Annotated in this window: 28 protein-coding genes and 1 tRNA gene; 14 read left to right on the forward strand and 15 right to left on the reverse strand. The window is 62.9% G+C overall.

What is annotated here, in order from left to right; translation table 11 throughout:
- Positions 1-15 precede the first annotated feature (15 nt).
- Genes ACTJI5_RS09595 through ACTJI5_RS09620 form a run of 6 tightly spaced genes read left to right on the forward strand, consistent with a single transcriptional unit; the run spans position 16 to position 3922 of the window.
- A complete protein-coding gene (locus ACTJI5_RS09595; protein WP_440860131.1) occupies positions 16-423 on the forward strand; it encodes a hypothetical protein in 408 nt (135 codons plus the stop codon).
- Positions 424-2286, forward strand: coding sequence for a hypothetical protein (locus tag ACTJI5_RS09600; RefSeq protein WP_440860132.1), 1863 nt, complete (start codon positions 424-426; stop codon positions 2284-2286).
- A complete protein-coding gene (locus ACTJI5_RS09605) occupies positions 2283-2612 on the forward strand; it encodes a hypothetical protein (RefSeq protein WP_440860133.1) in 330 nt (109 codons plus the stop codon). Before ACTJI5_RS09600 ends, ACTJI5_RS09605 begins: the two co-directional genes overlap by 4 nt.
- Positions 2609-3292 (forward strand): hypothetical protein, encoded by a 684-nt coding sequence (locus tag ACTJI5_RS09610; protein ID WP_440860134.1) that lies wholly within the window; start codon positions 2609-2611, stop codon positions 3290-3292. The genes ACTJI5_RS09605 and ACTJI5_RS09610 overlap by 4 nt, the downstream gene beginning before the upstream one ends.
- Before the next feature lies 1 nt (position 3293).
- Complete coding sequence (locus ACTJI5_RS09615; protein ID WP_440860135.1) at positions 3294-3557, forward strand: hypothetical protein; 264 nt, start codon at positions 3294-3296, stop codon at positions 3555-3557.
- Positions 3554-3922: a hypothetical protein gene (locus tag ACTJI5_RS09620; RefSeq protein ID WP_440860136.1), complete on the forward strand. Its 369-nt coding sequence runs from the start codon at positions 3554-3556 to the stop codon at positions 3920-3922. Before ACTJI5_RS09615 ends, ACTJI5_RS09620 begins: the two co-directional genes overlap by 4 nt.
- Before the next feature lie 831 nt (positions 3923-4753).
- On the opposite strand, the gene ACTJI5_RS09625 is transcribed toward ACTJI5_RS09620, so the two are convergent.
- The 12 genes from ACTJI5_RS09625 to ACTJI5_RS09680 form a co-directional block, all read right to left on the reverse strand.
- The gene (locus ACTJI5_RS09625; protein WP_440860137.1) at positions 4754-5083 is read right to left on the reverse strand and encodes a hypothetical protein; all 330 of its coding nucleotides are present in this window, start codon (positions 5081-5083) and stop codon (positions 4754-4756) included.
- 122 nt (positions 5084-5205) lie between these two features.
- Complete coding sequence (locus ACTJI5_RS09630) at positions 5206-5466, reverse strand: hypothetical protein (protein WP_440860138.1); 261 nt, start codon at positions 5464-5466, stop codon at positions 5206-5208.
- Positions 5456-5668: a hypothetical protein gene (locus ACTJI5_RS09635; protein ID WP_440860139.1), complete on the reverse strand. Its 213-nt coding sequence runs from the start codon at positions 5666-5668 to the stop codon at positions 5456-5458. The genes ACTJI5_RS09630 and ACTJI5_RS09635 overlap by 11 nt, the downstream gene beginning before the upstream one ends.
- Positions 5661-5954 (reverse strand): hypothetical protein, encoded by a 294-nt coding sequence (locus ACTJI5_RS09640; protein ID WP_440860140.1) that lies wholly within the window; start codon positions 5952-5954, stop codon positions 5661-5663. The genes ACTJI5_RS09635 and ACTJI5_RS09640 overlap by 8 nt, the downstream gene beginning before the upstream one ends.
- A 13-nt stretch (positions 5955-5967) precedes the next feature.
- Entirely contained in the window at positions 5968-6633 is a 666-nt protein-coding gene (locus ACTJI5_RS09645) for a hypothetical protein (RefSeq protein ID WP_440860141.1), read from the reverse strand.
- Between the two features lie 159 nt (positions 6634-6792).
- Positions 6793-7662 (reverse strand): DNA-methyltransferase, encoded by an 870-nt coding sequence (locus ACTJI5_RS09650; protein ID WP_440860142.1) that lies wholly within the window; start codon positions 7660-7662, stop codon positions 6793-6795.
- A gap of 8 nt (positions 7663-7670) precedes the next feature.
- Positions 7671-8108, reverse strand: a complete 438-nt coding sequence (locus ACTJI5_RS09655; protein WP_440860143.1) for a hypothetical protein — start codon at positions 8106-8108, stop codon at positions 7671-7673.
- Positions 8098-8319, reverse strand: a complete 222-nt coding sequence (locus ACTJI5_RS09660) for a hypothetical protein (RefSeq protein ID WP_440860144.1) — start codon at positions 8317-8319, stop codon at positions 8098-8100. The genes ACTJI5_RS09655 and ACTJI5_RS09660 overlap by 11 nt, the downstream gene beginning before the upstream one ends.
- Positions 8320-8336: 17 nt before the next feature.
- Positions 8337-8525, reverse strand: a complete 189-nt coding sequence (locus ACTJI5_RS09665) for a hypothetical protein (RefSeq protein ID WP_440860145.1) — start codon at positions 8523-8525, stop codon at positions 8337-8339.
- Complete coding sequence (locus ACTJI5_RS09670; RefSeq protein ID WP_440860146.1) at positions 8522-8761, reverse strand: hypothetical protein; 240 nt, start codon at positions 8759-8761, stop codon at positions 8522-8524. Before ACTJI5_RS09670 ends, ACTJI5_RS09665 begins: the two co-directional genes overlap by 4 nt.
- 15 nt (positions 8762-8776) lie before the next feature.
- Positions 8777-8959, reverse strand: a complete 183-nt coding sequence (locus tag ACTJI5_RS09675) for a hypothetical protein (RefSeq protein WP_440860147.1) — start codon at positions 8957-8959, stop codon at positions 8777-8779.
- Positions 8956-9282: a hypothetical protein gene (locus ACTJI5_RS09680; RefSeq protein ID WP_440860148.1), complete on the reverse strand. Its 327-nt coding sequence runs from the start codon at positions 9280-9282 to the stop codon at positions 8956-8958. The genes ACTJI5_RS09675 and ACTJI5_RS09680 overlap by 4 nt, the downstream gene beginning before the upstream one ends.
- Positions 9283-9377: 95 nt before the next feature.
- Between ACTJI5_RS09680 and ACTJI5_RS09685 the strand changes: the two genes are divergently transcribed.
- Entirely contained in the window at positions 9378-9566 is a 189-nt protein-coding gene (locus tag ACTJI5_RS09685) for a hypothetical protein (RefSeq protein WP_440860149.1), read from the forward strand.
- 133 nt (positions 9567-9699) lie between these two features.
- Positions 9700-9776: transfer RNA gene (locus ACTJI5_RS09690), tRNA-Arg, on the forward strand.
- 141 nt (positions 9777-9917) lie between these two features.
- Here ACTJI5_RS09690 and ACTJI5_RS09695 read toward each other — a convergent pair.
- On the reverse strand, positions 9918-12803 hold the full coding sequence (locus ACTJI5_RS09695) for a TonB-dependent receptor domain-containing protein (protein WP_440860150.1): 2886 nt from the start codon (positions 12801-12803) through the stop codon (positions 9918-9920).
- Positions 12804-13127: 324 nt separating this feature from the next.
- On the opposite strand from ACTJI5_RS09695, the gene ACTJI5_RS09700 reads away from it, so the two are divergent.
- Complete coding sequence (locus ACTJI5_RS09700) at positions 13128-14195, forward strand: glycoside hydrolase family 43 protein (RefSeq protein WP_440860151.1); 1068 nt, start codon at positions 13128-13130, stop codon at positions 14193-14195.
- 18 nt (positions 14196-14213) lie between these two features.
- Here the strand turns inward: ACTJI5_RS09700 and ACTJI5_RS09705 are convergent, their stop codons facing one another.
- Both ACTJI5_RS09705 and ACTJI5_RS09710 read right to left on the reverse strand, forming a co-directional pair.
- Positions 14214-15221, reverse strand: coding sequence for an alpha/beta hydrolase (locus tag ACTJI5_RS09705; RefSeq protein WP_440860152.1), 1008 nt, complete (start codon positions 15219-15221; stop codon positions 14214-14216).
- 24 nt (positions 15222-15245) lie between these two features.
- On the reverse strand, positions 15246-16208 hold the full coding sequence (locus tag ACTJI5_RS09710) for a Gfo/Idh/MocA family protein (RefSeq protein ID WP_440860325.1): 963 nt from the start codon (positions 16206-16208) through the stop codon (positions 15246-15248).
- Positions 16209-16297: 89 nt separating this feature from the next.
- On the opposite strand from ACTJI5_RS09710, the gene ACTJI5_RS09715 reads away from it, so the two are divergent.
- The 5 genes from ACTJI5_RS09715 to ACTJI5_RS09735 all read left to right on the forward strand — a co-directional run bounded on the left by ACTJI5_RS09715 (position 16298) and on the right by ACTJI5_RS09735 (position 22364).
- The gene (locus tag ACTJI5_RS09715) at positions 16298-17323 is read left to right on the forward strand and encodes a glycosyl hydrolase family 43 (protein ID WP_440860153.1); all 1026 of its coding nucleotides are present in this window, start codon (positions 16298-16300) and stop codon (positions 17321-17323) included.
- Positions 17324-17432: 109 nt separating this feature from the next.
- Positions 17433-19163 carry an IlvD/Edd family dehydratase gene (locus ACTJI5_RS09720; protein WP_440860326.1) on the forward strand — a complete coding sequence of 577 codons (1731 nt, stop codon included), beginning with the start codon at positions 17433-17435 and terminating at the stop codon, positions 19161-19163.
- On the forward strand, positions 19160-20020 hold the full coding sequence (locus tag ACTJI5_RS09725) for an SMP-30/gluconolactonase/LRE family protein (RefSeq protein ID WP_440860154.1): 861 nt from the start codon (positions 19160-19162) through the stop codon (positions 20018-20020). The genes ACTJI5_RS09720 and ACTJI5_RS09725 overlap by 4 nt, the downstream gene beginning before the upstream one ends.
- Before the next feature lie 66 nt (positions 20021-20086).
- Positions 20087-21232 carry an aldose epimerase family protein gene (locus ACTJI5_RS09730; RefSeq protein ID WP_440860155.1) on the forward strand — a complete coding sequence of 382 codons (1146 nt, stop codon included), beginning with the start codon at positions 20087-20089 and terminating at the stop codon, positions 21230-21232.
- A 1-nt stretch (position 21233) separates the two neighbouring features.
- A complete protein-coding gene (locus tag ACTJI5_RS09735) occupies positions 21234-22364 on the forward strand; it encodes an endo-1,4-beta-xylanase (RefSeq protein ID WP_440860156.1) in 1131 nt (376 codons plus the stop codon).
- Positions 22365-22467: the final 103 nt, after the last annotated feature.

Genomic DNA, 22467 nt, shown 5'->3' on the forward strand with positions numbered 1-22467 from the left:
AAAGACGTTGTGAAAATGGAGGTCACGAAAGGCGGCGTGCAGAAGCGCGTCACCCGCATCGAGGCATATGACGGCAGCGCATGGAAGCTGGTCCAGTCCTTCGCGCCGCCCATGTCGCTATCGGTCACCCCCAGCGTCACGGGCGCCTACAATGGGAGTTCTCCCGGCCTCATATCGATCACCAGTTCAACGGCGACGGCAACTCCCGTCGGAGGGACTGGCCCCTTCACATACGCCTGGACGCACCTGTCAGGCGATACGCTCACGGTGACCAATCCCAACAACGCCAGCACCGCATTCCGGGCCAGCATCGGCCCCGGTGACAGCCGGTCCGCAACCTATCGCTGCACGGCGACCGACAGCCTCGGCACAACCGCCCTTGGCTCGGTCGACATCACCCTCTCGAACAACAGCGGGGCATAAATGTATCAATATCTGAACGCCTTCATCAATCGCAGCGGCGACGCCTTGCCGGGATATTTCGCGCGTCTTTATGACAGCGACGGCAATCAGGTGGACATTTTTGCGGATGAGAGTGGCACGCCGATCTCAACGATCTCTGGCGTGGCGAATGCCGCACTAAGCGATGAAAACGGCATGTTTCGCTGGTTCGTCGCCAACGGCACCTATGACATGCGGTTCTATGACGCGAATGACGTGTTCGTGTCCGTGGAAACGGGTGTACCGATGGTGAATGCCGCATCGGTCGTGGTGGACCTGTCAGCGGAAACCGGTGCAACGCTCGTCGGCACCCCGACAGGCACGGTTCAGGACGACATTGATGCGCGTCCGACGACAGCCGTTCTCGCCGCCCCCACCGGTGGGGGCATGGTGGGCTATTCAGCCCTCGGGACTGGCGCGGCCCCACGGACGCTGGATCAGCTCATCAACAGCCTTCCTGTCATGGTCGATGACTATCGCCAAGATGGAGACAGCGACGATACACAGGCATTCCAGCGAGCCATCGCTTATGCTCGCTCGCTTGACGGCGGCGATGTGGTGGCCTCAGACCGGGATTACGCCATCACACTGGCGATCCCACTGGAGGGCTCATACGACCGCAGTCCACGCCTCGTTCTGGGCTCGCGCACGGTCATCACGCAGACGGGGTCGAATGAACCGGTCGTTCGCGTCGGCAACGAGGATTATTATCGCGGTGGCGGTATCATCGGTGGCGGGAAGCTGGTTGCGGCAGCTGGCGCTGGTCACGTCGTTGAGTTCGGCGAATACGGCTCCATCGCCTCAACCTATTCGGTCGATGTAAATCAGGAGAACGACGACAAAGCTTGCTGGTATGCACGCTTCCCCGATGGGGGCCCAAGCGATGCGGGATTGTACGCTAACCGTTTTGAGGGCGGTGATTGGGTTCTCCCTGCGGATATGTCGTCCACGGTTCACGGCTTCGATGTAATCTGTCACGGGCCGCGGTTTAACGAGAACGTCATATCGCCGCAGCGCTGCTATAATGCAGCGATCGAACAATTCTTCCGCATCTCCAACACGCAAGCGGCTACATGGCTGACCAATAACAAGTTCGTTGGGGTCAATTTCCAGATATGCCCCGGCGGCGGGCTGGTATTTGACAGCGCCAAGGGCTGGACGCTCGACAGTCTGGGCTTCTGGGACGCGCAGGGCGATTATGTCAATCACTTGATCCATGCCGCCGATGGTACTGGTTACGACAGCGCTGCAAACAGCTTGTACAATGTTCAGCGCAATGGCGACACTCTGGCGACCGGAATCCGAGACATCTTTCTTGAAATTGGGGAAGATACGTTCGTCGTCAACTGCTACAACGGCGCCGGCCCTTCCTATGACTGGAACAGCAATCGTGTCGTCATCGTCGGTGAGATCGCAGGCGAACTAAACGCCTCCGAGCGACTTCTCCTCTCGGGCGCACAGTTGGTCCACGCTGCCAACATTCTTGCAGACAGGCTCTATGCCGACAGCCAAATCCATTTGGGCGGCATCTCCAACCCTGACCAATGGAAGCTCTTTGCGGGCTCCGGGTATGTCCAACATGAGCCGGTCGCAAACGCTCTGGGCCTGCTACTTGGAGTGAAGGACGCGGGCGGCGTTCTGCACAAGCTCATTTTTGAGAATGACGGCAGCTTCTTCGCCCCGCTTGAGGACAATTTAACGTCACTCGGCGCCTCCGGCCTTCGATGGAAATCCGGATTTTTTGCATTGACCGACGCGGCGGATGATGCGGCTGCTGCTGCTGCTGGCGTGGCTGTGTCGCAACTCTACCGTACCGGGTCCGCCGTGAAGGTGCGGGTGGCGTGATGGGCGATCCTTCGGACATCGGGGCGCTGACGCTCGCTGTCGGTGAAATTCGTGGCCAGCTTCGCGAGCTGGTGCATTCCAGCAACAACACCGCCACGAAGGTGGACGGCATTGCCGAGCGTGTATTCGCATGGGGCGACCTCCCGGCAACGGTGGCCAAGCTGGAGAAGCGCATTGATGCTCTTGAAGCTGACCGCGACCGCCGAGACGGCGCGCTCGGCTTTGGCGCGGCTATCGTCAATTCCAAGCCGTTCGGAATAATCGTCACGGCCGTGGTGTCCATACTGGGATCGATCGCCGCAATCAAAGGAGGGTTGTTCAAATGAACCTCGCCCAGATGCTCGACACGGCCCGACTGGCGGCGCAGCACGTCATGCGGCCCGCTCCGCCGATGCCACCCGCTGTGCCGCTTCCTGTGGGCCCTCTGCGGACACTCGACGGCAAGCGGGAGCTATTGAAGCCGGAGATGTTCTTTGCCGCGGTGAAGGCCATCACGGGCAGACTGGAGCAGGTGCAGGTCGACACCATCAACGGGTTGCTGGCCGGCGCCTCGCATTGGTCGGTGGCTTGGCTTGCATACGGACTGGCGACCGCATGGCATGAGGCACGGCTTAAACCCATCCCCGAGATCGGAAAGGGCAGGGGGCGCTATTACGGCAAACCCGGCAAATACGGTCAGGTGCCCTACGGTCGTGGCCTAGTTCAGCTAACGCATGACACGAATTTTGAATGGGCCGACGCTGCCCTTGGCCTTAACGGCTCGCTCCTGCGGAACTTTGATCGCGCACTTGAGCCGAATATTGCGTCCCGGATTCTAATTCTCGGAATGGAAACGGGGGCATTCACGGGCAAATCTCTCCGCCATTGTCTCTCCGGCGAGGTCGGAACGTTCGAGCAGTTCCGCCAAGCGCGCAAGATCATCAACGGCACCGACCGGGATAAGCTGATCGCTGGCTATGCCGAGAAGTTTCAGGCCGCGCTCCTCGCCGGCAAGTGGGAGGACTGAAATGACCGCATCCCGCATCCCGCATCTCGGCGTTGTCGTGATGGTGTCCGCTGCCGCGATCATCGGCTTCTCCGCGATCAGCGCTTACGTCCTCTGGTACACCAATGACGACGTAACCAAGGGCGCCATCGTCGGAACCTGGCAGAACGTCGCACTGCTCGCGTTCGGCTTCTGGCTCGGCTCATCGTCGGGCGGGAAGGTCAAAGACGACGCCCCCAGCGGGAAAGCCGACGACCCCGTATCTGTAACGGAGACACACCCATGATCGCCATTATAGCCACCTTCCTGTCCACCAGGACGGCCCTAGGCCCGAAAGCTGCCGCATGGATTGTTCGCGGCGTAGCACTTGCACTCGCCGCTCTCGCGCTCTGGCTGGCCTACTCGTGGGCCTATGACAGCGGCAGGGACGCCGAACGCGCCAAATGGGAAGCCGCTGCCGAGATACTGGAAGACGCCGACGCCATTGCAGATGCGGAAGCTATGGACGTGGCCACCGAAACGAAAGGAACGGTTGATGCCGGGAACGAACGTGCCGAAGATGCTGCTCGCGGGTCTGATGATCCTTTGCGCGATGCCTTTGGGAGCCTGCGAAAAGAAGGTGCTGGCGGTAGCGACAAAGCCCCCCGCTAGGTTGCTGACCTGTCAGGCGGAACCGGGAGCCCCTGAATTGCCCGCACCGGGGATCGAGCGCGACCGGATCGTTCTGGCGTACCTGCTTGCCATGCGGGCGGCATATGGCGATTGCGCGTCGAAGGTGGCGGGCGTCAAGTCTTGGGCTGACGCGCTTCCATAGCCATCCACCTCTCCACAGCCCTGTCGCTCCATAGCGGCAAGAAAACGCCGCCCCGCGCGGAAAAAAACCTCACCCATCCCTCGCACCCGGGCTGCTTGCATCGCGAGCGACGGTCCCAAAGCTGATATGCCTTGCCGACCTTTTCAGCCAGCGCCGCTATATCGACCGGGCGCTGAAACGCGCACTTGTTGCAGCGCGCCTCCACCGGAATCGTGGTGCGGAGATAGTCTCCTAGCGTCATTCCGTTGTCGAGTAAGTCGCCCATATGGGGACGGTAGACAGAATCACCTTTTGTTCGCAATGATTCGTTGATCCGGTCGCGGTTTTCTGCCATAAGAATTGAGCGCGACGGCGTGTGCGTCGTGGGCAGTGCCTATCGCTCCGTTTGCGCCTCAAGACCTTGCTTGCAAGGCTGCCCGAGTTGATCGCCGGGCATAGTGGCGGCGAGTTCGGATTGGGGTGTCTCGGTCGCTCGCCGTCATCTCATCACCCTGCCAAGCCCTTCATCCATAGATCAGCCACCACAGCCCCAGCGCGACCAGTTGCAGCCCGCCCGCAATCGCAATCCTCTGACCATGGCGGACAAAGCGGTTCACGACAGCAGGCTCGTCAAACCCGCGCCGACTACGATGCCGAGCAAGAACCAATTGAGGCGAGTGTTCACGGCTTCAAGCATCAGGGTTCCTTAGCGCACCTTCTGGCTCACCAATACCGGCAGACAGGGCGGCGCGGGCTATTTGTGCCGTGTTCAGCATGATCCAGTTTCCGCCGTAATAGGCGGCCACGATGTCGTCACCCTCGGGGGTGCTAAAGCCAGTGTGGTCTGCGAGATATGCACGAACCCCACTCCCTACCCGCTCCACAACCTCCGGCGACCCCATAAAGGAGCGGACGGCTGCGGCGACGCGTCCCGACTGGCTGAGCCCCATGCGAGGACCGTCCACGCAATCGCGCAACGCCTGTTCGATCACCGCTGCCAATTCATCCTGCTTATCCATTATCGCGGCCCTTCGTTTCCTTGCGCGGCGGATAGGTATCGATCGCCGGCGCACGGCAATAAGGGCAGTCGCGTCGCTCACCGGGCTTTGATTGGGTGATCAGTTCACCGCATTGGTCGCATTCATATCCCAGCATTATCGCTCTCCGGGCCTTTGAGCGCATCACGCGCCGCAAGAATTTCGACGAAGGCCTCCTGCACGGTCTCTCCGATGTTCTTCAGCAGGGTGCCGCCACCAAGAGCGCGATCCATGCGATCCAGTTCAATTTCGACCGACGCAAGATGGTCGCCTATAGGTTTCCCATCGATGGCCATCCGATGAACCTCGATACCCAAGGCCCGTATGGCTGAATCCAGATGTGCGCGAGCGTCGTCAATGCGCATCTTCTCCTCCTTGTAGGTCGAGGAGGGCGCGTCGAGCTTCGGCAACAGGGAAGGGCCAGCCATCCGCGATATTTTGAAGCGCGCCTTTCAACCCCGCCACCTTTTCTCTGAGGGCGGTGAGTTCGTCGGCGGCAGGCGCGGGACCAACGCGCTGAAAGGTCGGCAGCGGTTGCGTCGACAAGATATTGCTTCCGTCACCCATGACGATCTCCTGCAAGGGCATAGTGTTCACCGGCGCGGATGGCGGTGGCGAGGTCGAGAACATCGGCGTTCGCATGGCCGCGCTTGATCGCAACGGCGTCCGCCAGCGCGGCATCCCGAGCCTGCGTCTCGATGATGGCTGCAAGGGCGGCTTGCGTGTATGCCTGATCGTCCCATTCACCAGACAGGATCGAGCGGGCCGCTGCCTCGTCGCCGGGATCGCCGGTCTGCCAGTATTTTGCAGCGCATCTTCGCGCCATCCCCTTCATCGCTTCATTGGCTTCCATTGGTGTTCTCCTGTTAGGCGGCGAAGAGGTCGAGTTGATCGGGTCCGAACTGGTTATGCGTCTCGAGAATGTGGCCGCCCCACTGTTCGGCGATCGCCTCCGCCAGGCCACGGTAAGTGCGCGACCGCTCTTTCCATCGATCCGGACCCGGAGACATGAAATGTATCCGCTCGCGCTCGCGCCTCGGTAGTGTCATCATTTCATCAAAGACGTTTTCGGTCTCGACGAGCGCCGGCAAATCCCATGTAGCAAATCCGGTCTTCTTCATTTCAGGGTGGCCATGCTGCCACGGCTGCACATATTGCACCGTAGCGTTCAGGCGATCTCGTAGAACCGGAAAGAGGACGCTTGCTGGATTTTCCACGGCGACACAGCGCGCGCTCATCAGGGCTTGCCGCACTGTCTCCACAGACCACTCAATCGCATCTATGCGCTCTTGGTGACGGGCCTTGCCTTTCCCGTAGTGCCGGTTGCCGCTGACGGCTACCTTGGTGCATTCCAAGTGCAGGATAATCAAATCCCACGGTCGCGACCGGATAGCCTCGCGGACGCACATTTGCAGGTGCCAGCGCGGGTCGCCCTCTGTTGGCAGAAGGTCGCAAGACCAGGCGTCTAGTCCGCGGGCACGCAAGGCATCGCGAACGGCGGCCGAATATTCGCAACCGACGAGGGCCTTCATCCCCCAGTCCCCATGTGAGCGCGAAGGGACGACCGTACAGAGCTATCCTTGGTCATGAGCGCCGTTCCTCGGGCAAATCGGCGTTGCCGACCGCGCTGTCGTCTTCGACCGAGCCAGCTTCGCCGTCTCGGCCCTGACGGGCTTCCATCGCTTTTGCGGTCATGCTGCTGCTCCTGCAAACAAATCACCCTGTCGGTGTGTCTCCTCGATTCGGCGGCAGGCGAGGTCGAAGAAGGCGGGGTTGCGTTCGATACCGATGAACGAGCGGCCCAGCTTGAGCGCGGCAACCCCGGTCGTGCCGGAGCCCATGTAGGGGTCGAGAATGACGCGATCAGCGACAGCTTCGATAGCGCGCATCGGCAGCGCGACAGGGAAGCTCGCGGGGTGGTCAGGGTCGGGCTGGGCGGCGATACGCCACACATCGCCCGCCATGCTCGCCTTGAGGTCGCGCAGCCGCCAGTTGGGCTTTGCGTACATCAGAACCCATTCGCAGTTCGGGGCGAACGCGCCGGCGTTGCAGTTAAAGCCGGAGCCGCGATCCCATGTGATGATCTGGCGCAGCGGGAGTTCGACGAAAAACGGAAGCCGCGCGACGCCCTTCACGATCCGGGGCTTGTGATTGTAGAATATCGCGCCGCTGGTCACGCGCCACAGTTCGGTCAGAACCTCGCGCTGCTGGCTGCAATATTCAGGGTAAGGCAGGTTGTCGCCGTCGCCTTCGTAGCCATCAGACAGTCGCGCCCATTTGCGACCGGGAGCGCGGCGCATCCCGCCCTTGTGCTCCATGCCTTCCCCAAGGTTGTAGGGCGGCGACGTGAAAGTGATGCCGGCGGTGGCTTCGGGAAGCGTGGGCAGAATTTCGCGGCAGTCGCCAAGATAAAGCGTGGCATTGCCGATTGTGACCGCGTTAGTCGATGCGAGCTTGGCCGAAGACCCGCAGGGGCTGAGCCGCGAAGCGGTCGCAGCGCGGGGCTCGTCAGAGCCAACGCCCTGAAAAGGTTGGGGTAATGAGGTCATACGGTCAGGCACGGGAGGGCTCACCATGTCCGGTGGCTTTCGGCGATCCACTCGCGGCCATCGTATTCCTCGATATGCCACGACACGTCGGCTGGGATCGGCGTTACGTCGAGCTTGGCAAAGTCTCCGTTCGCTTCGACGCCGAGTTCTTCTACGGCCGCGACGAGTGCGGGATCGTCGCGGGCAATATCGCTCGGCGTGAGGCTGGCTGCATCCCAAGCGGCATTCGATGCCTGTCGCTCCTCCAGCGTCATCTCGTGCCAGTTGTCCTGATCTGGCGGGCGCTTGTCAGTCGGGACCAGCCAATAGGTCCAGAAGCCATAAGGCTTTCCGTCATGTTCGGGGTAGAGCGTAATACCCTTATGGCGCGCGTATGCCAGCACGCCCGCATGGCTCAGTCCGAAACCGCCGTGGCAGCGATTAACGACAATCTTCCGCATATCTAAATCAGTAGCCATGCCGTGAGTCCTTCGCCCTGAGGTCGGTTGCCGCGTGGACAGGTGCGCGCGATCCGCGACGGATGCGATCCAATGCCGCGATGTTGTTCGCCTTGGTGCCGGGGATATCGCGCTCGCGGTAAAACACGCATGGGCCCGGGAAGCACGTCGTCTTTCCGGTGACAGCCTCGCACTTCATGCAGGCGGGCGAGAGGGGCTTGTCATTGGCCATGAGAGGAGTCCTTGCGATCAAGCGGGCGGGATCGCGAACTGCTTTGCGCAGACGCAATCCTCGGTCGTGTGGAAGTCGAGGCGGTGCAGGACGTAGAGAGCCTGACCGAGCGGCGAATATCGATTATCCGGCACGTCCTCGCGCGAGATGATGCTGGCGTGAACCAGCCGGTCGAGGACGTTGTAGAGGGTCTGAGCGTCAGTCATTCGCGGGAGTCCTTGGTCGGGGTGGGGGCGCCTTCCTCGATGGCCGCGTCAATCTCGTTGACCAGTTCGTCATAGGTAGCGGCGTGGACCTGCTGACCGGCGCAGACCCAGCAGCTTTCGCTGTCGCAATCGACGTCATAGTCAGGCGAGGTAGCCGACCAGTCCATCGAGCGGAGCGGTATCGGCGGGTTGTCGTAGTGGACGTTCCAGCCACGATATTCGGTGGGATGCGTCATGCGGGCTCTCCGGTTTCAATAGGTGGTGTGCCAACCCGATGGCAGGACGATTCCATCTGGATCGCCCGTCGTGCTGGTGAGGCGCGGTGTCGGTGCCTCCGGATCAAGATCGCGGTCGAGTGCGTCGCGAATGATCCTGACGAGGCGGTCAAGCTCATCGCCTTCGGCGCCAGCGATGATGATGAGGGGGCGGCTCATGCCGCCACCAGCGTGCTGTTTTCGGTGGTCAGGGAGACGAAGCGGGCAGTCCAGCCATCGGGGCGGAACCAGCGTGCCAGCGTCGCGGTCATCATGCGCTGATTGCCGAATATGCCGCGATCAGTCGGCTTCACGAAAGCCTTGCGCGGGAACCATGCCGAGATTTCTTTACCGCTCTCGGTCGTGCCGGAAAGCTTGATAGCCTTTTCGGTCGCCTCAATAACTTCACCGTGGAAGCCAGCGCAGCAAAGCGCACCGCCTGAGGTGATCGCGCCAGCGAGCGGGACGTTCACGATATCACCGATTTCGATCTTGATGGTCATTTTTCTTGTCTCCGTACCTGATATCACCTATCATACATGATATCAGGTACGCGTCAATAGGTGATATCAACAAAATGACAAGCTTGGCAGAAAAAGTGATATCGGATACGCCCGCGCCCGTGGGCAGGCCGAAGATCAACGATGAACAAACACCGGGGCGGTTTCGCCTCGGAACGCTGGCGCGAATCGACGCGCAGCTTGGGGACAAGGAAAAGCGGTCGGACTTCATCCGCGAGGCCGTCGAGCGCGAGCTGGAGCGGCGCGAAGGCAAGGGCCGCGCCTGACAGCACTGTGCCGCACAATGTGCCGCCAGTGTGCCGCATTGTGCCGGGTTTTTACCCTTTGTTCCTACCGGCCCTTGACGGCTACCCCGACCACCCTTAGCGAGAACCCCGGAAATGCTAGCGTTTCTACCAAGCACCCGTAGCTCAGCAGGATAGAGCATCAGATTCCTAATCTGGGGGCCACAGGTTCGAATCCTGTCGGGTGCACCATTTTTCGGCTTGCCCGAATTCGATCGCCGTCAGCAGCGCTTCCGCCTCTTTCGTTCCGCCCGTCAGGTAGAGGATGTTGGATCCCAATGCGAAGGGGTGATCGCTCTCGCGCGAGATCGATCACCCTCCAAGCGCGAATGCCTACATCTTGAAGCTGGCGCGGACGTAATAATAGCGTCCGGGCAAGTCATAGGCGGTCGGATCGAAATTGTTGATGTCGCAGCTGATGCACCCCGGCGCCTTGACGTTGAACAGATTGTTCACGCCGAGCGCGAAGCCGAAGGCCTCGGGGTCCTCCGCCGGGAACCAGCGCAGCTGGAAGTCGGTGTAGAAGCGCGCCTTCAACTTGTTGTCGTTGGCCAGAGGTTCGCGGATCGCCGAAACATAGCGGCCGGTCAGCGTCGCGCCGATCGATGCGCCGTCCCAGTCGAGGATCCCGACCGACTTCCATTTGGGGAAGGCCTGGCTGGGACTGCCCTGTTCGGTCCCCTCGCGGCTGACGACCAGCGAGCCGTCGGCGGTCGGCACGATCACGTCATATTGGGTGAGGAAGGTGTTGTTCCAGGTGAAGCCGAACCGCCCGGCGGACGTTTTCTGTGTCCGGTAGGTCAGGTTGGCGTCGATCCCCTTGGTACGGATGCCGGCGATATTCTGGAGCAGCCCTTCGACGAAGGTCAGCTGTCCGCCGCCCGCGCGGGTGACAAGCGCGCAGGCGTCGGCATCATTCTGTCCGGCACACTGCGCCAGCGTGATCTCGGCATTCACCGCCTGGATCGCCCCCTTGATCTTGATGTCGTAATAATTGGCCTCGATCGACAGGCCGGGGATGAAACCGGGGCTGTAAACGCCGCCGAAAATCCAGCTCTTCGAACTTTCGGCGGCCAGATCCTGATTGCCGCCGACGAGCACCGAAATCTGTGGATTGGCCTGCGCATAGCCCGCCGCCGGAACCCCCTGGGCAATGCAATTGGTCCGAACGGTTGTGTTATTGTTCCAGTTCTGGCCCGTGGTCGTCGAGGTCGAGCAGGGATCGTTGATCTGCTGGTCGAAGCGCGACTGGGTGCCGAACAATTCGCCGATCGACGGCGCGCGGAAGCCTTCGGCATAGGAGGCGCGGAGGCGCAGGTCCTGGATCGGTTTCCAGTTGACCCCACCCTTCAGCGTCGTCGTCGAGCCCGAGGTCGAATAGTCCGACCAGCGCACCGCGCCGGTGAATTCGAGCAGGTCGAAGAAGGGGGTGTCGGACAGCACCGGAGCGCTGAGTTCGACATAGGCTTCCTTGACGTCATAGCTGCCGCGCGTCGGCAGCGCCGGGATGTCCGAACTGAAGCCCGCGGCGACAATCGGGTCAGGATCGAAGCTGCCCTTGAGCTTTCGATATTCGGCCCCGATGGCGATACCGAGCGGCCCGCCCGGCAGGTCGAAAAGGCTGCCTGTGATGTTGGCCGAGGCGCTGAAGGTCGACTGGCGGCTGCGGTCGCGCTGGGTGAACATGACATAGTCCATCATCGGTTGGGTGATCGAACCGACCCCGCCGAAGATGTTGAACGGCACGCATTCGCCGGTGCAGGCGGCGACCGGGCCGAGCGCGCGGCGCAGGCGATCCGAATTGATGTTGCCGAACATCGTCTGCTTGGCCTTGTTGCGGCCATAGGCGGCGTTGACGTCCCAATACCATTTGCGCCCGCCCCCGATGTCGAAGCTGCCGTCGAGCGTCGCAACGCCATAGAGGGTGGTCACGGTCTGGTTGAAGCGGCGCGGGCCGCCCTCGACGAAGCGGCGATAGACCAGATCGGTGTTGCTCGCGTCGAGCGTTACCCCGAACGGATTGAAGGGGTTGGTCGCATCGACGGTGATCGCGTCGAGCACCGGCGTCAGCCCCGCGGCGGGGCCGAAACCAAAGGGCAGCGGCGCGGCCTGGTTCTTCGATTTACGCTGATTCCATATCCCGCGAACCGAGAAATTGATGCTGTCGGAGATTTCCTGGCGGGCGTTGACGAAGGCGCCATAGCGTTCGACCGGGATCTGGAGATAGTTGAACGGGCCGAAATTGAAGCGGTCGGCGTTGCCAAAGGCCTTGAAATCGCTTGCCGGATCGGTTGGATTGCCCGCGTTATACACGGGGTTGCGGCCGATTACCGGGCCGCGCAGGGTCAAATCATTTCTTACTATCTGGCCTTGCGCATCGGGCGTCCCGAACACGATAAAGCGTCCGAGCGGCACGAAGCCCGAACAGCCGCCATCGAGGCAGGTGTTCGAATAGGGCGCCGGGAAACGCGAGATTGCGCGGCTGCCCGCGAGGACGCCGTCCTGCTGGACATAGTTGGCGCCGACGACGATCTGCGTCGGGCCGCGGCCGTTGCCCCAGCTCACCTGCGCGCTCTTGGTAAAGCCGTCGCCCTGGCCATAACCGCCGACCTGCGCGCTGGCACGCAGCCCCACCTGGCTTTTCTTGGTGATGATGTTGACGACGCCCGCGATCGCGTCCGAACCGTAAATCGCCGAGGCACCGTCCTGCAGCACCTCGATGCGCTCGATCGCGCTTTCGGGGATCGAGTTGAGGTCGGTCGATCCGGGGACGCCGCTTGCCGAAGCCCCGTTCACATAGCGGATGCCATCGACGAGCACGAGGACGCGGCGCGAGCCGAGGTAGCGCAGGTCGATTTCGGCCGCGCCCGCGCCGACGCCGCCGCCGTCGGGCGGGTTGCCGAGGTTGCCGCTGTTGTTGAACTTGCTGTTGAGACCGCCGCCCGAACTGGGCAGCCGCTGAAGCACGTCGTTGACCGAATTGAGACCGGTCTTCGCGATATCCTCCTGACCGATGAACGCGATCGGGGCTTCCTGATCCAGCGGGTCGCGGCGGATGCGCGAACCGGTGACGACAATGGTTTCCCCCGATGTTTCGGCCGTGCTGTCCTGCGGAAGCGGTTCCGATTGCTGTGCGTTGCCGGGGGCGGCGCTTGCCAGAGCTGCCGCGACGGCGATGACGGCTGTTCCCGACCGAGCAAATTGCTGGAATTGGGTCATTATCCTCTCCTCCTGTTGTTTTCAGGCATATGTGTGCGGTCGCCGAAATCCGGCAGCCGCGTCAGCAACGCTCGGGAAAAGGGTTAGGATGAACGCGAAGCTCCCGCCGGATACGAATCATGCGGCGCTGTGGCCCTACGGCCACAGTCCGGATGGAGCGCGAAATCCTTACGTGATTGGGCCGCCGCGCTCACAATTTCCGAAGTGAAAGCTGACAGGCCGCTACCGGCCAGAACGCATCCATGCATACGCGCCCAAGTCGTCGGTTGCCAATTTGATCATACTTATATTATAAATAATGATCAGAACGATGAGGAGAGGTGCATGCTTTTTTCGGGTTCGGCCAACCGTCTTGCGCGCCGTTTCGTCCGGCGGGTCGCGTGGGGTGTTGCGGTCGCGGCAATCGGCGGTCTCGCATTGCCTGCGGCGGCTGAGGAGGCGGGTGTCTCCACCTTCGCCAACCCGCTGCTTCCCTCGGGCCCCGATCCGTGGATCCTGCAGGTCGGCGGATATTATTACTACACCCACACGCTCGGCGACCGGATCGCGCTGTGGCGGACCGACAATGTCGCGAGGCTGGGCGAGGTCGAGCCGGTGACCGTCTGGACGCCGCCGAAAGAGGGCGCGAATGCGCATTCGATATGGGCGCCCGAACTGCATCGCATCGATGGCAAATGGTTTCTCTATTATTCGGCGACCGCCAGCGGGTTCACCGACGACGATCATCGCGCGGTCTTTGTCCTGGAAAATGCGGGCCCCGATCCGTTGCGCGGAAAATGGGTCGATCGCGGCCGCGTCAATACGGAGCACGCCGGGATCGACGGCACCGTCTTCGATCACGGCGGCAAACGCTATTTCGCCTATTCGCCCTATATCGGGCCCGACAGCGCGATCGCGATTGCCGAGATGGAGAGTCCCTGGACCCTGAAAGGACGCGAGGCGGTGATCGCGCGGCCCGACCATGTCTGGGAACGGCAGGGCGGGCGGCAGATCGTCGAGGGACCCGAATTCCTGCCCGGCCCGAAGGGTGATCTGTTCCTGACCTATTCGGCCAGCGCCTGCTGGTCGGACGATTATTCGCTGGGGCTGCTCCGCGCGCCGCCCGGCGCCGACCCGCTCGACGCCGCTGCGTGGAGCAAGTCGCCGCAGCCCGTCGTCAAAAGTGCCAACGGCGTTTATGCGACCGGGCACAACGGCTTTTTCCGGTCGCCCGACGGCCGGGAGAACTGGATCATCTATCATGCCAATCCGGCCGCGGGCATGGGCTGCACGGCGAAACGGGCGCCGCATATCCAGCGTTTTGGATGGACTGGCGCGGGCTGGCCGGATTTCGGCGCGCCCGTCGCTATCGGAAAAAGGCTTCCGGTGCCGTCGGGTGGCCGCGAGCGCTAGGCGCGTCCGGCACTGGCTTCATTCCAGAAGCCCGCGGGCGGCGGCAAAGGCCAGAAGCAGATCGGGCCAGCGCGACGCGGGGCTCGCGGCGGGCAAGTTCGGGCCGAAGCCATGCCCGCCGGTTTCGAACAGGTGCATCGATACGCTGCGCCCTCGCGCGAGCATCGCCCGATAGGCGAGGATGCTGTTTTCGACCGGCACGATGTCATCATCGCCCGCCGCGACGAGAAACATTGGCGGGGTATCGGCGGCAATGCGGCGGTCGACCGAATATCGGTCGGCAAGGGACGGGCGCGCGTCCGCGCCGATCAGCGCCGCGCGCGAACCGGGATGCGTGATGTCCGCCTGCATCGAGATGACGGGATAGAGCAACGCCGCCAGATCGGGCCGCGCCGATCGTCGGTCGGCGGCATCGACAGGAGAATAGACGTCTTCGCCGAAACGCGTTGCGAGCGATCCCGCGAGGTGGCCGCCCGCCGACGAACCGAGGAGCATGATACGGTCGGACGCAATGCGATAATCGTCGGCGTGGGCGCGGATCAGCCGCAGCGCCCGCTGCGCATCCTGCAACGGAACGTCCGAATGCCGGACCCAGCCTTCGCCGGGCAGGCGATAGACGAGGATGAAGGCGGTGATGCCCCGGGCCGTCCAATAGTCGGCTTCGCGCAGGCCGTCGTTGTCGACATATTCGACCCCATAGCCGCCGCCGGGCATCAGCAATATCGCGGTGCCATTCGGTCTGGCGGGACGGCAGACGATCATTGCGGGATCGCGGATCCCGGTCACGACGCGGTTGAGGAAGGTCGGGGTGCCGCGGTCCTCGATCCTGAACGGCGGCAGGCGCGCGGGTGTTCCCGGCGCCGCGCCTGGCCAGAGCCGGACAAGTTCGCGGCCCGGCCAGATTTGCGCGACGTCGATGGGCGCGGGGGGCGCGGCGAGCGCGCGGGACGCTCCCATCGCCAGCGCCGTTCCGCTGGCCAGCCGGAGAAGGGTTCGCCGGTCGAGGGCTTCGCTATCGTTCCGCATCACCAGTCTCCCGCCGGTTTCCTCTCAAAATTCAAACGGCGGCACGCTGCGGCGCGTGCCGAGGTCATAGGCTTGTTCGACGAGTTCGAGCGGCGCGGTGTCGGCTTCGATTTCGGCGGCCTCGACCAGCGCGTGGAAGCGATCATAGAGGCGCGGATATTCGAAATTTTCGCTGCTATGCGGCGCGGCGCCGGGCAGCTCGACCGTGGCGCCGCCGTCGCGCAGGATTAGCCGCCCGGCGTCGGTCTCAATTTCGATATCCCAGCGCGGCGCGCCGCCGAACAGAAAATCGAGCTCGGCTTCGATCGCATAGCCTTCGGCGCTGCGCAGCGTGCAGGCCGCGGCGATCGCCGCCGACCGGTTGCCCGGAATGTCGAGGGTCGCCGCCTCGACCTCGAAGCGTGCCGGCAGGATACGGGTCAGGATCGAGAATGCGTTGATCGCCGGGTCGAAGACGCCCATGCCCGCGCGCTCCAATATCCATTCCTGCCCCGGATGCCACTGACGGATATTCTCTTTCCATATGATCCGCCCGCCGGTGACGGCACGACCCGACAGCCAATCGCGCGCGGTATCGACCGCAGCGGCTTCGCGCGAGTGCCAGGAGGCGAACAGGGTGACGCCCTTTCCCAACGCGTGGCGCGCGAGCGCGTGCACCTCTTCGGCGGTCACGCCGGGGGGCTTTTCGAGCATGACATGCAGACCGGCATCGATCGCGCGGCGCGCGATATCAGCGCGTCCTTCGGGCGGCGTACATAGCGATACGGCGTCGAGCGGCAGGCCGGAAGCAAGCAACTCGTCGATGTTGCGATAGCCCGGCACGCCGTCGACCGAATCGTTGCGGCTCGCCGTTGCGGCCAGCCGGTAGCGCCGATCGGCGGCGATCGCCGGCAGGTGCTGATCGCGTGCGATCTTGCCGATGCCGACCAGCGCGAGGCGGATTTCCGCGCCTTCGCTCGCTCCTGAAAAATCTTTCTTCTCGCCCATCGCATCCTCTTTATTTATCATATATATCTGCTTATACGAGATCAAAGCATATGCAAGGGGCCGCGCAAGGTCCGCAGAGGGGAGAGATCATGTCGCTTCGCAGATTGTCGATGGCTTGCCTTGCATTCGCCGCGTTCATCGCGCCCGGGCTGGCGCAGGATAACACGCAGCCGTCCTCGGCGCCCGACACCTATGTCCATCCCGACAAAGCCTATCTGTTCGCGCATATGAAAACGGGCCATTACGGCATCCTCTATTACTCGGTCAGCCGCGACGGCCTCTACTGGACTGAGCTCAATGGCGGAAAGCCGGTGTCGAAGGATTATCACGGCCACGCTTCGATCGCACAGGGTCCCGACGGGCGCTATTATCTGGTCGGCAACAAGAACGACGAGGATCCGCTGATCCGTTTCTGGGTGTCGGACGATCTGGTGAACTGGGCGCCCTATGGCACCTATCAGCCCGATCTGCAGTCGGCGGTCGGGCTGGCCAACCCGCTGCAGCGCATCGGCGCGCCCAAACTCTATTTCGACAAGCCGTCGAAGCGCTTCCTGCTGAGCTGGCACACGCCGACCGTGCCGGGATCGGCGAGCGACCCCGAGCGCTATTGGGAAAGCCAGCGCACGCTTTATGTCCTGTCGCCCGACCTCAAAAGCTTTGCCGGGCCGCCGCGGCGCCTGTTCGAATGGGAGATGGCGACGATCGACACGGTCATCCAGCCGAACCCCGAGGGCGGCTATTGCGCGCTCCTGAAGGACGAGCGTTACCCCTCCTATGCCTGGACAAAGGGCAAGACCGTCCGCATCACCTGCGCGAAGGACATGACCGGCCCCTATCCGACCCCCGGCCCGGCGCTCAGCCCCAATTTCCGCGAGGCGCCGACGATCATCCGCGCCCCCAACGGCGCCGACTGGCTGCTCTATTACGAGCAATATGCCGGCACCAGCTATGGCCTGTCGAAAGCGCCGCGGCTGGAGGGGCCGTGGTTCCAGATGTCGGGGAACAGCGGGGTGACCGAATGGAACCGCTACGCGGTGCCCGCGGGTGCGCGGCACGGATCGATGATCGAGATCAGCAAGGCGCAGTATGACAAGCTGGTCGCGGCCTTCAAATGACATTGAACCCAAGTCAGGAAATAATGTGACGGACGACAAGCACGACGGCGGATCGAAGCGGCCGGCCCTGAGGTCGCGATCGTGGTTCGACAATCCCGACAATCCCGACATGACCGCGCTCTATGTCGAGCGCTATCTGAACTATGGCCTGTCGCTCGAGGAGTTGCAGTCGAACCGTCCGATCATCGGGATCGCACAGACGGGCAGCGATCTTGTGCCATGCAATCGCCACCACATCATCCTCGCCGATCGGGTGAAGCAGGGGATCCGCGACGCGGGCGGCATCCCGATCGAATTTCCGGTGCACCCCATTCAGGAAACGGGCAAGCGGCCGACGGCGGGGCTCGACCGCAACCTCGCCTATCTCGGGCTCGTCGAGACGCTCTATGGCTATCCGCTCGACGGCGTCGTGCTCACCATCGGCTGCGACAAGACGACCCCCGCGTGCCTGATGGCCGCGGCGACGGTGAACATCCCCGCGGCGGCGCTGTCGGTGGGGCCGATGATCAACGGCTGGTACAAGGGGCAGCGCACCGGGTCGGGGACGATCGTCTGGAAAGCGCGCGAGATGCTCGCGGCGGGCGAAATCGACTATAAGGGCTTTGTCGAACTCGTCGCCTCCTCGGCGCCGTCGACCGGCTATTGCAACACGATGGGCACCGCGACGACGATGAACAGCCTGGCCGAGGCGCTGGGCATGGCGTTGCCGGGATCGGCGGCGATCCCTGCGCCCTATCGCGATCGCCAGGAATGCGCGTGGCAGACCGGCCGCACGATCGTCGAGATGGTCCACGCCGATCGCAAGCCCTCCGACATCCTGACCCGCGCCGCGTTTCTGAATGCGATCAAGGTCAATGCCGCGCTCGGCGGGTCGACGAATGCGCCGATCCATCTCAACGCGATCGCGCGTCATATCGGCGTCGAACTGACGATGGACGACTGGCAGCGCGAGGGCGAGGATGTTCCGCTGCTCGTCAATCTGCAGCCCGCGGGCGAATATCTGGGCGAGGATTTCTATCGCGCCGGCGGCGTTCCCGCGGTGATCGGCGAGCTGCTGCGCGAGGGACTGCTCGACGGGAATGTGCTGACCGCCAACGGCCGCACGCTCGCCGAAAATTGCGGTGAAGCGATGACGCAGGACGCGGCGGTGATCCGGCCCTTTACCTCACCGCTTCGCGAGGATGCGGGGTTGATGGTGCTCAGCGGCAATTTGTTCGATTCGGCGGTGATGAAGGCGAGCGTGATCTCCGACGCCTTTCGCGCGCGCTACCTGTCGGACCCCGATCGGCCAAACGTCTTCGAAGGCCGCGCGATCGTCTTTGACGGTCCCGAAGATTATCACGCGCGCATCGACGATCCGGCGCTCGACATCGACGAGGACTGCATATTGGCCATCCGCGGCGCCGGGCCGATCGGCTATCCGGGCGGCGCCGAAGTCGTGAACATGCAGCCACCCGTCGCGCTGATCAAGCGGGGGATCCATACATTGCCCTGCATCGGCGACGGGCGGCAGTCGGGGACGTCGGGCAGCCCCTCGATCCTGAACGCCTCGCCCGAGGCGGCGGCCGGCGGCGGGCTGGCGCTGCTGGCGACGGGCGACATCATTCGGGTCGACCTCGTCCGCCGGACCGCCGACATGCTGGTCGACGACGCCGAGCTTGCCGCGCGGCGGAGCCGGCTCGAGGCGGCGGGCGGCTATACCTATCCGGCGTCGCAGACGCCGTGGCAGGAAATCCAGCGCCAGCTGGTCGGCCAGTTCGATGGCGGCGCCGCGCTGGAGGACGCGACCAGATTTCAGCGGCTCGCCCAAAATGCCGGACTTCCGAGGGATAGCCATTGAGCGCTTTCGCGATCGTCGAGCGCGGCACGCGCGACCGGCTGGGCGAGGGGCCTTTGTGGTCGCCGCGCGACAATGCGCTGTACTGGGTCGACATCCTCGGCTGCGCGCTCAATCGCCTCGACCTCGCGGGCGGGGACGTAACCCGCTGGACGCTCGCCGAGCCGATCGGCTGGGTGATCGAACGCGCGTCGGGTGATGGTTTCATCGCCGGTTTGCAAAGCGGTTTCGCCGAACTGTGGCTCGATCCCTTCACCGTGACGCCGTTCCACGACCCCGAGCCCGACCTGCCCGCGAACCGGATGAACGACGCCAAGGCCGACGACGCGGGGCGCATCTGGGCGGGGACGATGCCGTTCGATTGCGAGGGTGCGAGCGGCAGCCTCTATCGGCTTGACCCCGACCGCCGCGTCACCCGCGTCGATACCGGCTATACGATCGCGAACGGCCCCGCGCTGATGCCCGGCGGCGAGCATCTGTTCCACACCGACAGCAAGCTCGGCCACGTCTATCGCTATCGCATCGCCGACGACGGCCGTCTGTACGATCGCAGCATTTTTCTCGATTTTTCGGATAGCGACGGCACTCCCGACGGCATGACCTTCGATGCCGCAGGCGGGCTGTGGATCGCGCTCTGGGGTGCCGGCCGCATCGAACGCTATGCCCCCGACGCCAGCCTCGACCGCAGTATCGCGCTGCCCGCGGTACAACTCACCAGCTGCGCCTTCGCGGGTGCCGATTTGGACCGCCTGTTCGTCACCTCTGCCGCCGAAGACGACACCGGGTCGCTGCACGCCGGTGCCTTGTTCGAGGTCGATGCCGGCGTCCGGGGATTCGCTCCACGCCAATTCGCAAGTTAATTATCATATTAAACGGCTTTACTCGCAAAAGGGTGCGTGATAGACCATGAAAAGGGAGAGATCATCATGAAGGCGAAGCTTGCGGCATCGCTCGCAATCGGGGCGGCCGGCTGGGCGCTGGCCCTTGCCCCCGCGGGCGCGGCGGAAATCCAGCGCAAGCCTTTTGGGGCGCTGCCCGACGGACGGCAGGTCGAGGCGGTGACGCTAACCAATGCGAAGGGCGTCTCGGCGACGATCATCAACTGGGGCGCCGCGATCCAGTCGCTGATGATGCCCGACAAGCAGGGCAAGGTTGCCGACGTCCAGCTCGGTTATCCCTCGCTCGACGGTTATCTCGCCAAATCCGAATATTTCGGCGCGACGGTCGGCCGCTTCGCCAACCGCATCGCCAAGGGCAAGTTCAGCCTCGACGGCAAGCAATATCAGACGCCGGTCAACAACATCGGCAACTCGCTCCATGGCGGCACCGCGGGTTTCGACAAGGTGCTGTGGGAGGTTGTCGAGGTCAAGAAGGGCGACACGGCGTCGGTCACGCTGCGCTATGTCAGCCCCGACGGCGATCAGGGCTATCCGGGCAAGCTTACCGTGCTTGCTACCTATTCGCTCAACGAGAAGAACGAGCTCGGCATCGAATATCGCGCAACGACCGACAAGCCGACGATCGTCAACATCACCAACCACGGCTATTGGAATCTCGCGGGCGAGGGATCGGGGCAGGGGGCGATGGGGCATGTGCTGACTATCCCCGCCCAGGCCTATACCCCGGTCGACGCGACGCTGATCCCGACCGGCGTGTTCCAGCCTGTCGCGGGCACGGTGTTCGATTTCAACACGCCGCATGCGGTCGGTGAGCGGGTGCGCGACGCAAGCGATCCGCAGATCGTGATCGGCAAGGGCTATGACCATAATTTCGTCGTCGCGAAGACCGTGTCGAAGGCGCTGCGCCAGCTCGCGCGGGTCGAGGAGCCCGTTTCGGGCCGCGGCTTCGAGCTCTGGTCGAACCAGCCCGGGGTGCAATTTTATTCGGGCAATTTCCTCGACGGCACTGTCGTCGGTAAGGCGGGCAAGCTCTATCGCCAGGGCGATGCGATCGTGCTCGAGCCGCAGATTTTTCCCGACACGCCGAACCAGCCCGCGCTCGGTTCGGCCCGGCTGGCCCCGGGCGAAACCTATATAAACAAGATGGTTTACCGTCTCTTTTTCGGAGAGTGAGATGCTTCGCACATTGATGGCGCTCGTCTGCGCCGCGCTGTTCCTGATATCGCCCGCGCATGCCGCCGAACGCTGGACCAAGGCGCAGGCGCACAGCTGGTACGAGGCGCAGCCGTGGCTCGTCGGGGCCAATTACAACCCCGCGACCGCGATCAACCAGTTCGAGATGTGGCAGGCGGAAACCTTCGATCCCGCAACGATCGACAAGGAACTCGGCTGGGCGTCGGCGATGGGCATGAACACGATGCGCGTCTATCTGCACAATCTGCTCTGGGAAAATGATCCCGAGGGGCTGAAGCAGCGGATGGACCAGTTCCTTGCGATCGCGGCGAAGCACAAGATCAAGCCGATGTTCGTGCTGTTCGACAGCTGCTGGGACCCGAACCCCGTTGCGGGCCCGCAGCATCCGCCGATCCCCGGCGTCCACAACAGCGGCTGGATGCAGGCGCCGGGCGCCGCGCGGCTTGCCGACAAGCCGCAGCATGGCAAGCTTGAAGCCTATGTGAAGGACGTCGTCGGCCATTTCGCGAACGACGATCGCGTCCTCGCCTGGGACGTCTGGAACGAGCCGAACAACGAGGGCGGCGGCAATTACAAACCGACGCCGAACAAGAAGGCGATGGTCGCCGGACTGCTCGGTCAGGTCTTCGATTGGGCGCGCAGTGCAAAGCCGAAACAGCCGCTGACCAGCGGGCTGTGGATCGGCGACGACTGGTCGGACATGAAAAAGCTCGATGCGGTCGAGAAGATCCAGGTCGCGCAGTCGGACGTCATTTCCTTCCACGATTATAATTGGCCGGAAACTTTCGAAGGCCGCGTCAAGCAGCTGCAAGTCTATGGCCGGCCGCTGCTGTGCACCGAATATATGGCGCGCGGCAATGGATCGACCTTCGACGGCTCGCTGCCGCTGGGCAAGAAATATGGCGTCGCGATGATCAACTGGGGCTTCGTCGACGGCAAATCGCAGACGCGGCTGCCGTGGGATAGCTGGAAAAAGCCCTACACCGGCGACGAGCCGCCGATCTGGTTCCACGAAGTTCTGCGCAGCGACGGCACGCCCTATCGCCAGGCGGAAGTCGACCTGATCAAGCGCCTGACCGCCGCACCGAAGGGCGTCGTGCCGACGAAATAACGCCCTTCCAATCCTTCAAATTTTTGTGCCTGAATAATTTGTATTACAAATAAGATATTTAAAATCAACAAGATCGGGTGAACACCACCTGGCAGCTCTATGG

The organism is Sphingopyxis sp. 22461 (assembly GCF_052044915.1).
Taxonomy (GTDB): Bacteria; Pseudomonadota; Alphaproteobacteria; order Sphingomonadales; family Sphingomonadaceae; genus Sphingopyxis.

Bases quoted from the DNA above. Each gene is read 5' to 3' on its own strand.
- ACTJI5_RS09670 (WP_440860146.1), bottom strand. From the start codon at position 8,761: ATGACGCATCCCACCGAATATCGTGGCTGGAACGTCCACTACGACAAC.
- ACTJI5_RS09715 (WP_440860153.1), top strand. From the start codon at position 16,298: ATGTCGCTTCGCAGATTGTCGATGGCTTGCCTTGCATTCGCCGCGTTC.
- ACTJI5_RS09680 (WP_440860148.1), bottom strand. From the start codon at position 9,282: ATGACCATCAAGATCGAAATCGGTGATATCGTGAACGTCCCGCTCGCT.
- ACTJI5_RS09600 (WP_440860132.1), top strand. From the start codon at position 424: ATGTATCAATATCTGAACGCCTTCATCAATCGCAGCGGCGACGCCTTG.
- ACTJI5_RS09620 (WP_440860136.1), top strand. From the start codon at position 3,554: ATGATCGCCATTATAGCCACCTTCCTGTCCACCAGGACGGCCCTAGGC.
- ACTJI5_RS09700 (WP_440860151.1), top strand. From the start codon at position 13,128: ATGCTTTTTTCGGGTTCGGCCAACCGTCTTGCGCGCCGTTTCGTCCGG.
- ACTJI5_RS09595 (WP_440860131.1), top strand. From the start codon at position 16: ATGGAGGTCACGAAAGGCGGCGTGCAGAAGCGCGTCACCCGCATCGAG.
- ACTJI5_RS09645 (WP_440860141.1), bottom strand. From the start codon at position 6,633: ATGAAGGCCCTCGTCGGTTGCGAATATTCGGCCGCCGTTCGCGATGCC.
- ACTJI5_RS09635 (WP_440860139.1), bottom strand. From the start codon at position 5,668: ATGGGTGACGGAAGCAATATCTTGTCGACGCAACCGCTGCCGACCTTT.
- ACTJI5_RS09625 (WP_440860137.1), bottom strand. From the start codon at position 5,083: ATGGATAAGCAGGATGAATTGGCAGCGGTGATCGAACAGGCGTTGCGC.
- ACTJI5_RS09630 (WP_440860138.1), bottom strand. From the start codon at position 5,466: ATGCGCATTGACGACGCTCGCGCACATCTGGATTCAGCCATACGGGCC.
- ACTJI5_RS09610 (WP_440860134.1), top strand. From the start codon at position 2,609: ATGAACCTCGCCCAGATGCTCGACACGGCCCGACTGGCGGCGCAGCAC.
- ACTJI5_RS09675 (WP_440860147.1), bottom strand. From the start codon at position 8,959: ATGAGCCGCCCCCTCATCATCATCGCTGGCGCCGAAGGCGATGAGCTT.
- ACTJI5_RS09660 (WP_440860144.1), bottom strand. From the start codon at position 8,319: ATGGCCAATGACAAGCCCCTCTCGCCCGCCTGCATGAAGTGCGAGGCT.
- ACTJI5_RS09730 (WP_440860155.1), top strand. From the start codon at position 20,087: ATGAAGGCGAAGCTTGCGGCATCGCTCGCAATCGGGGCGGCCGGCTGG.
- ACTJI5_RS09705 (WP_440860152.1), bottom strand. From the start codon at position 15,221: ATGCGGAACGATAGCGAAGCCCTCGACCGGCGAACCCTTCTCCGGCTG.
- ACTJI5_RS09665 (WP_440860145.1), bottom strand. From the start codon at position 8,525: ATGACTGACGCTCAGACCCTCTACAACGTCCTCGACCGGCTGGTTCAC.
- ACTJI5_RS09655 (WP_440860143.1), bottom strand. From the start codon at position 8,108: ATGGCTACTGATTTAGATATGCGGAAGATTGTCGTTAATCGCTGCCAC.
- ACTJI5_RS09615 (WP_440860135.1), top strand. From the start codon at position 3,294: ATGACCGCATCCCGCATCCCGCATCTCGGCGTTGTCGTGATGGTGTCC.
- ACTJI5_RS09695 (WP_440860150.1), bottom strand. From the start codon at position 12,803: ATGACCCAATTCCAGCAATTTGCTCGGTCGGGAACAGCCGTCATCGCC.
- ACTJI5_RS09640 (WP_440860140.1), bottom strand. From the start codon at position 5,954: ATGGAAGCCAATGAAGCGATGAAGGGGATGGCGCGAAGATGCGCTGCA.
- ACTJI5_RS09710 (WP_440860325.1), bottom strand. From the start codon at position 16,208: ATGGGCGAGAAGAAAGATTTTTCAGGAGCGAGCGAAGGCGCGGAAATC.
- ACTJI5_RS09720 (WP_440860326.1), top strand. From the start codon at position 17,433: ATGACCGCGCTCTATGTCGAGCGCTATCTGAACTATGGCCTGTCGCTC.
- ACTJI5_RS09735 (WP_440860156.1), top strand. From the start codon at position 21,234: ATGCTTCGCACATTGATGGCGCTCGTCTGCGCCGCGCTGTTCCTGATA.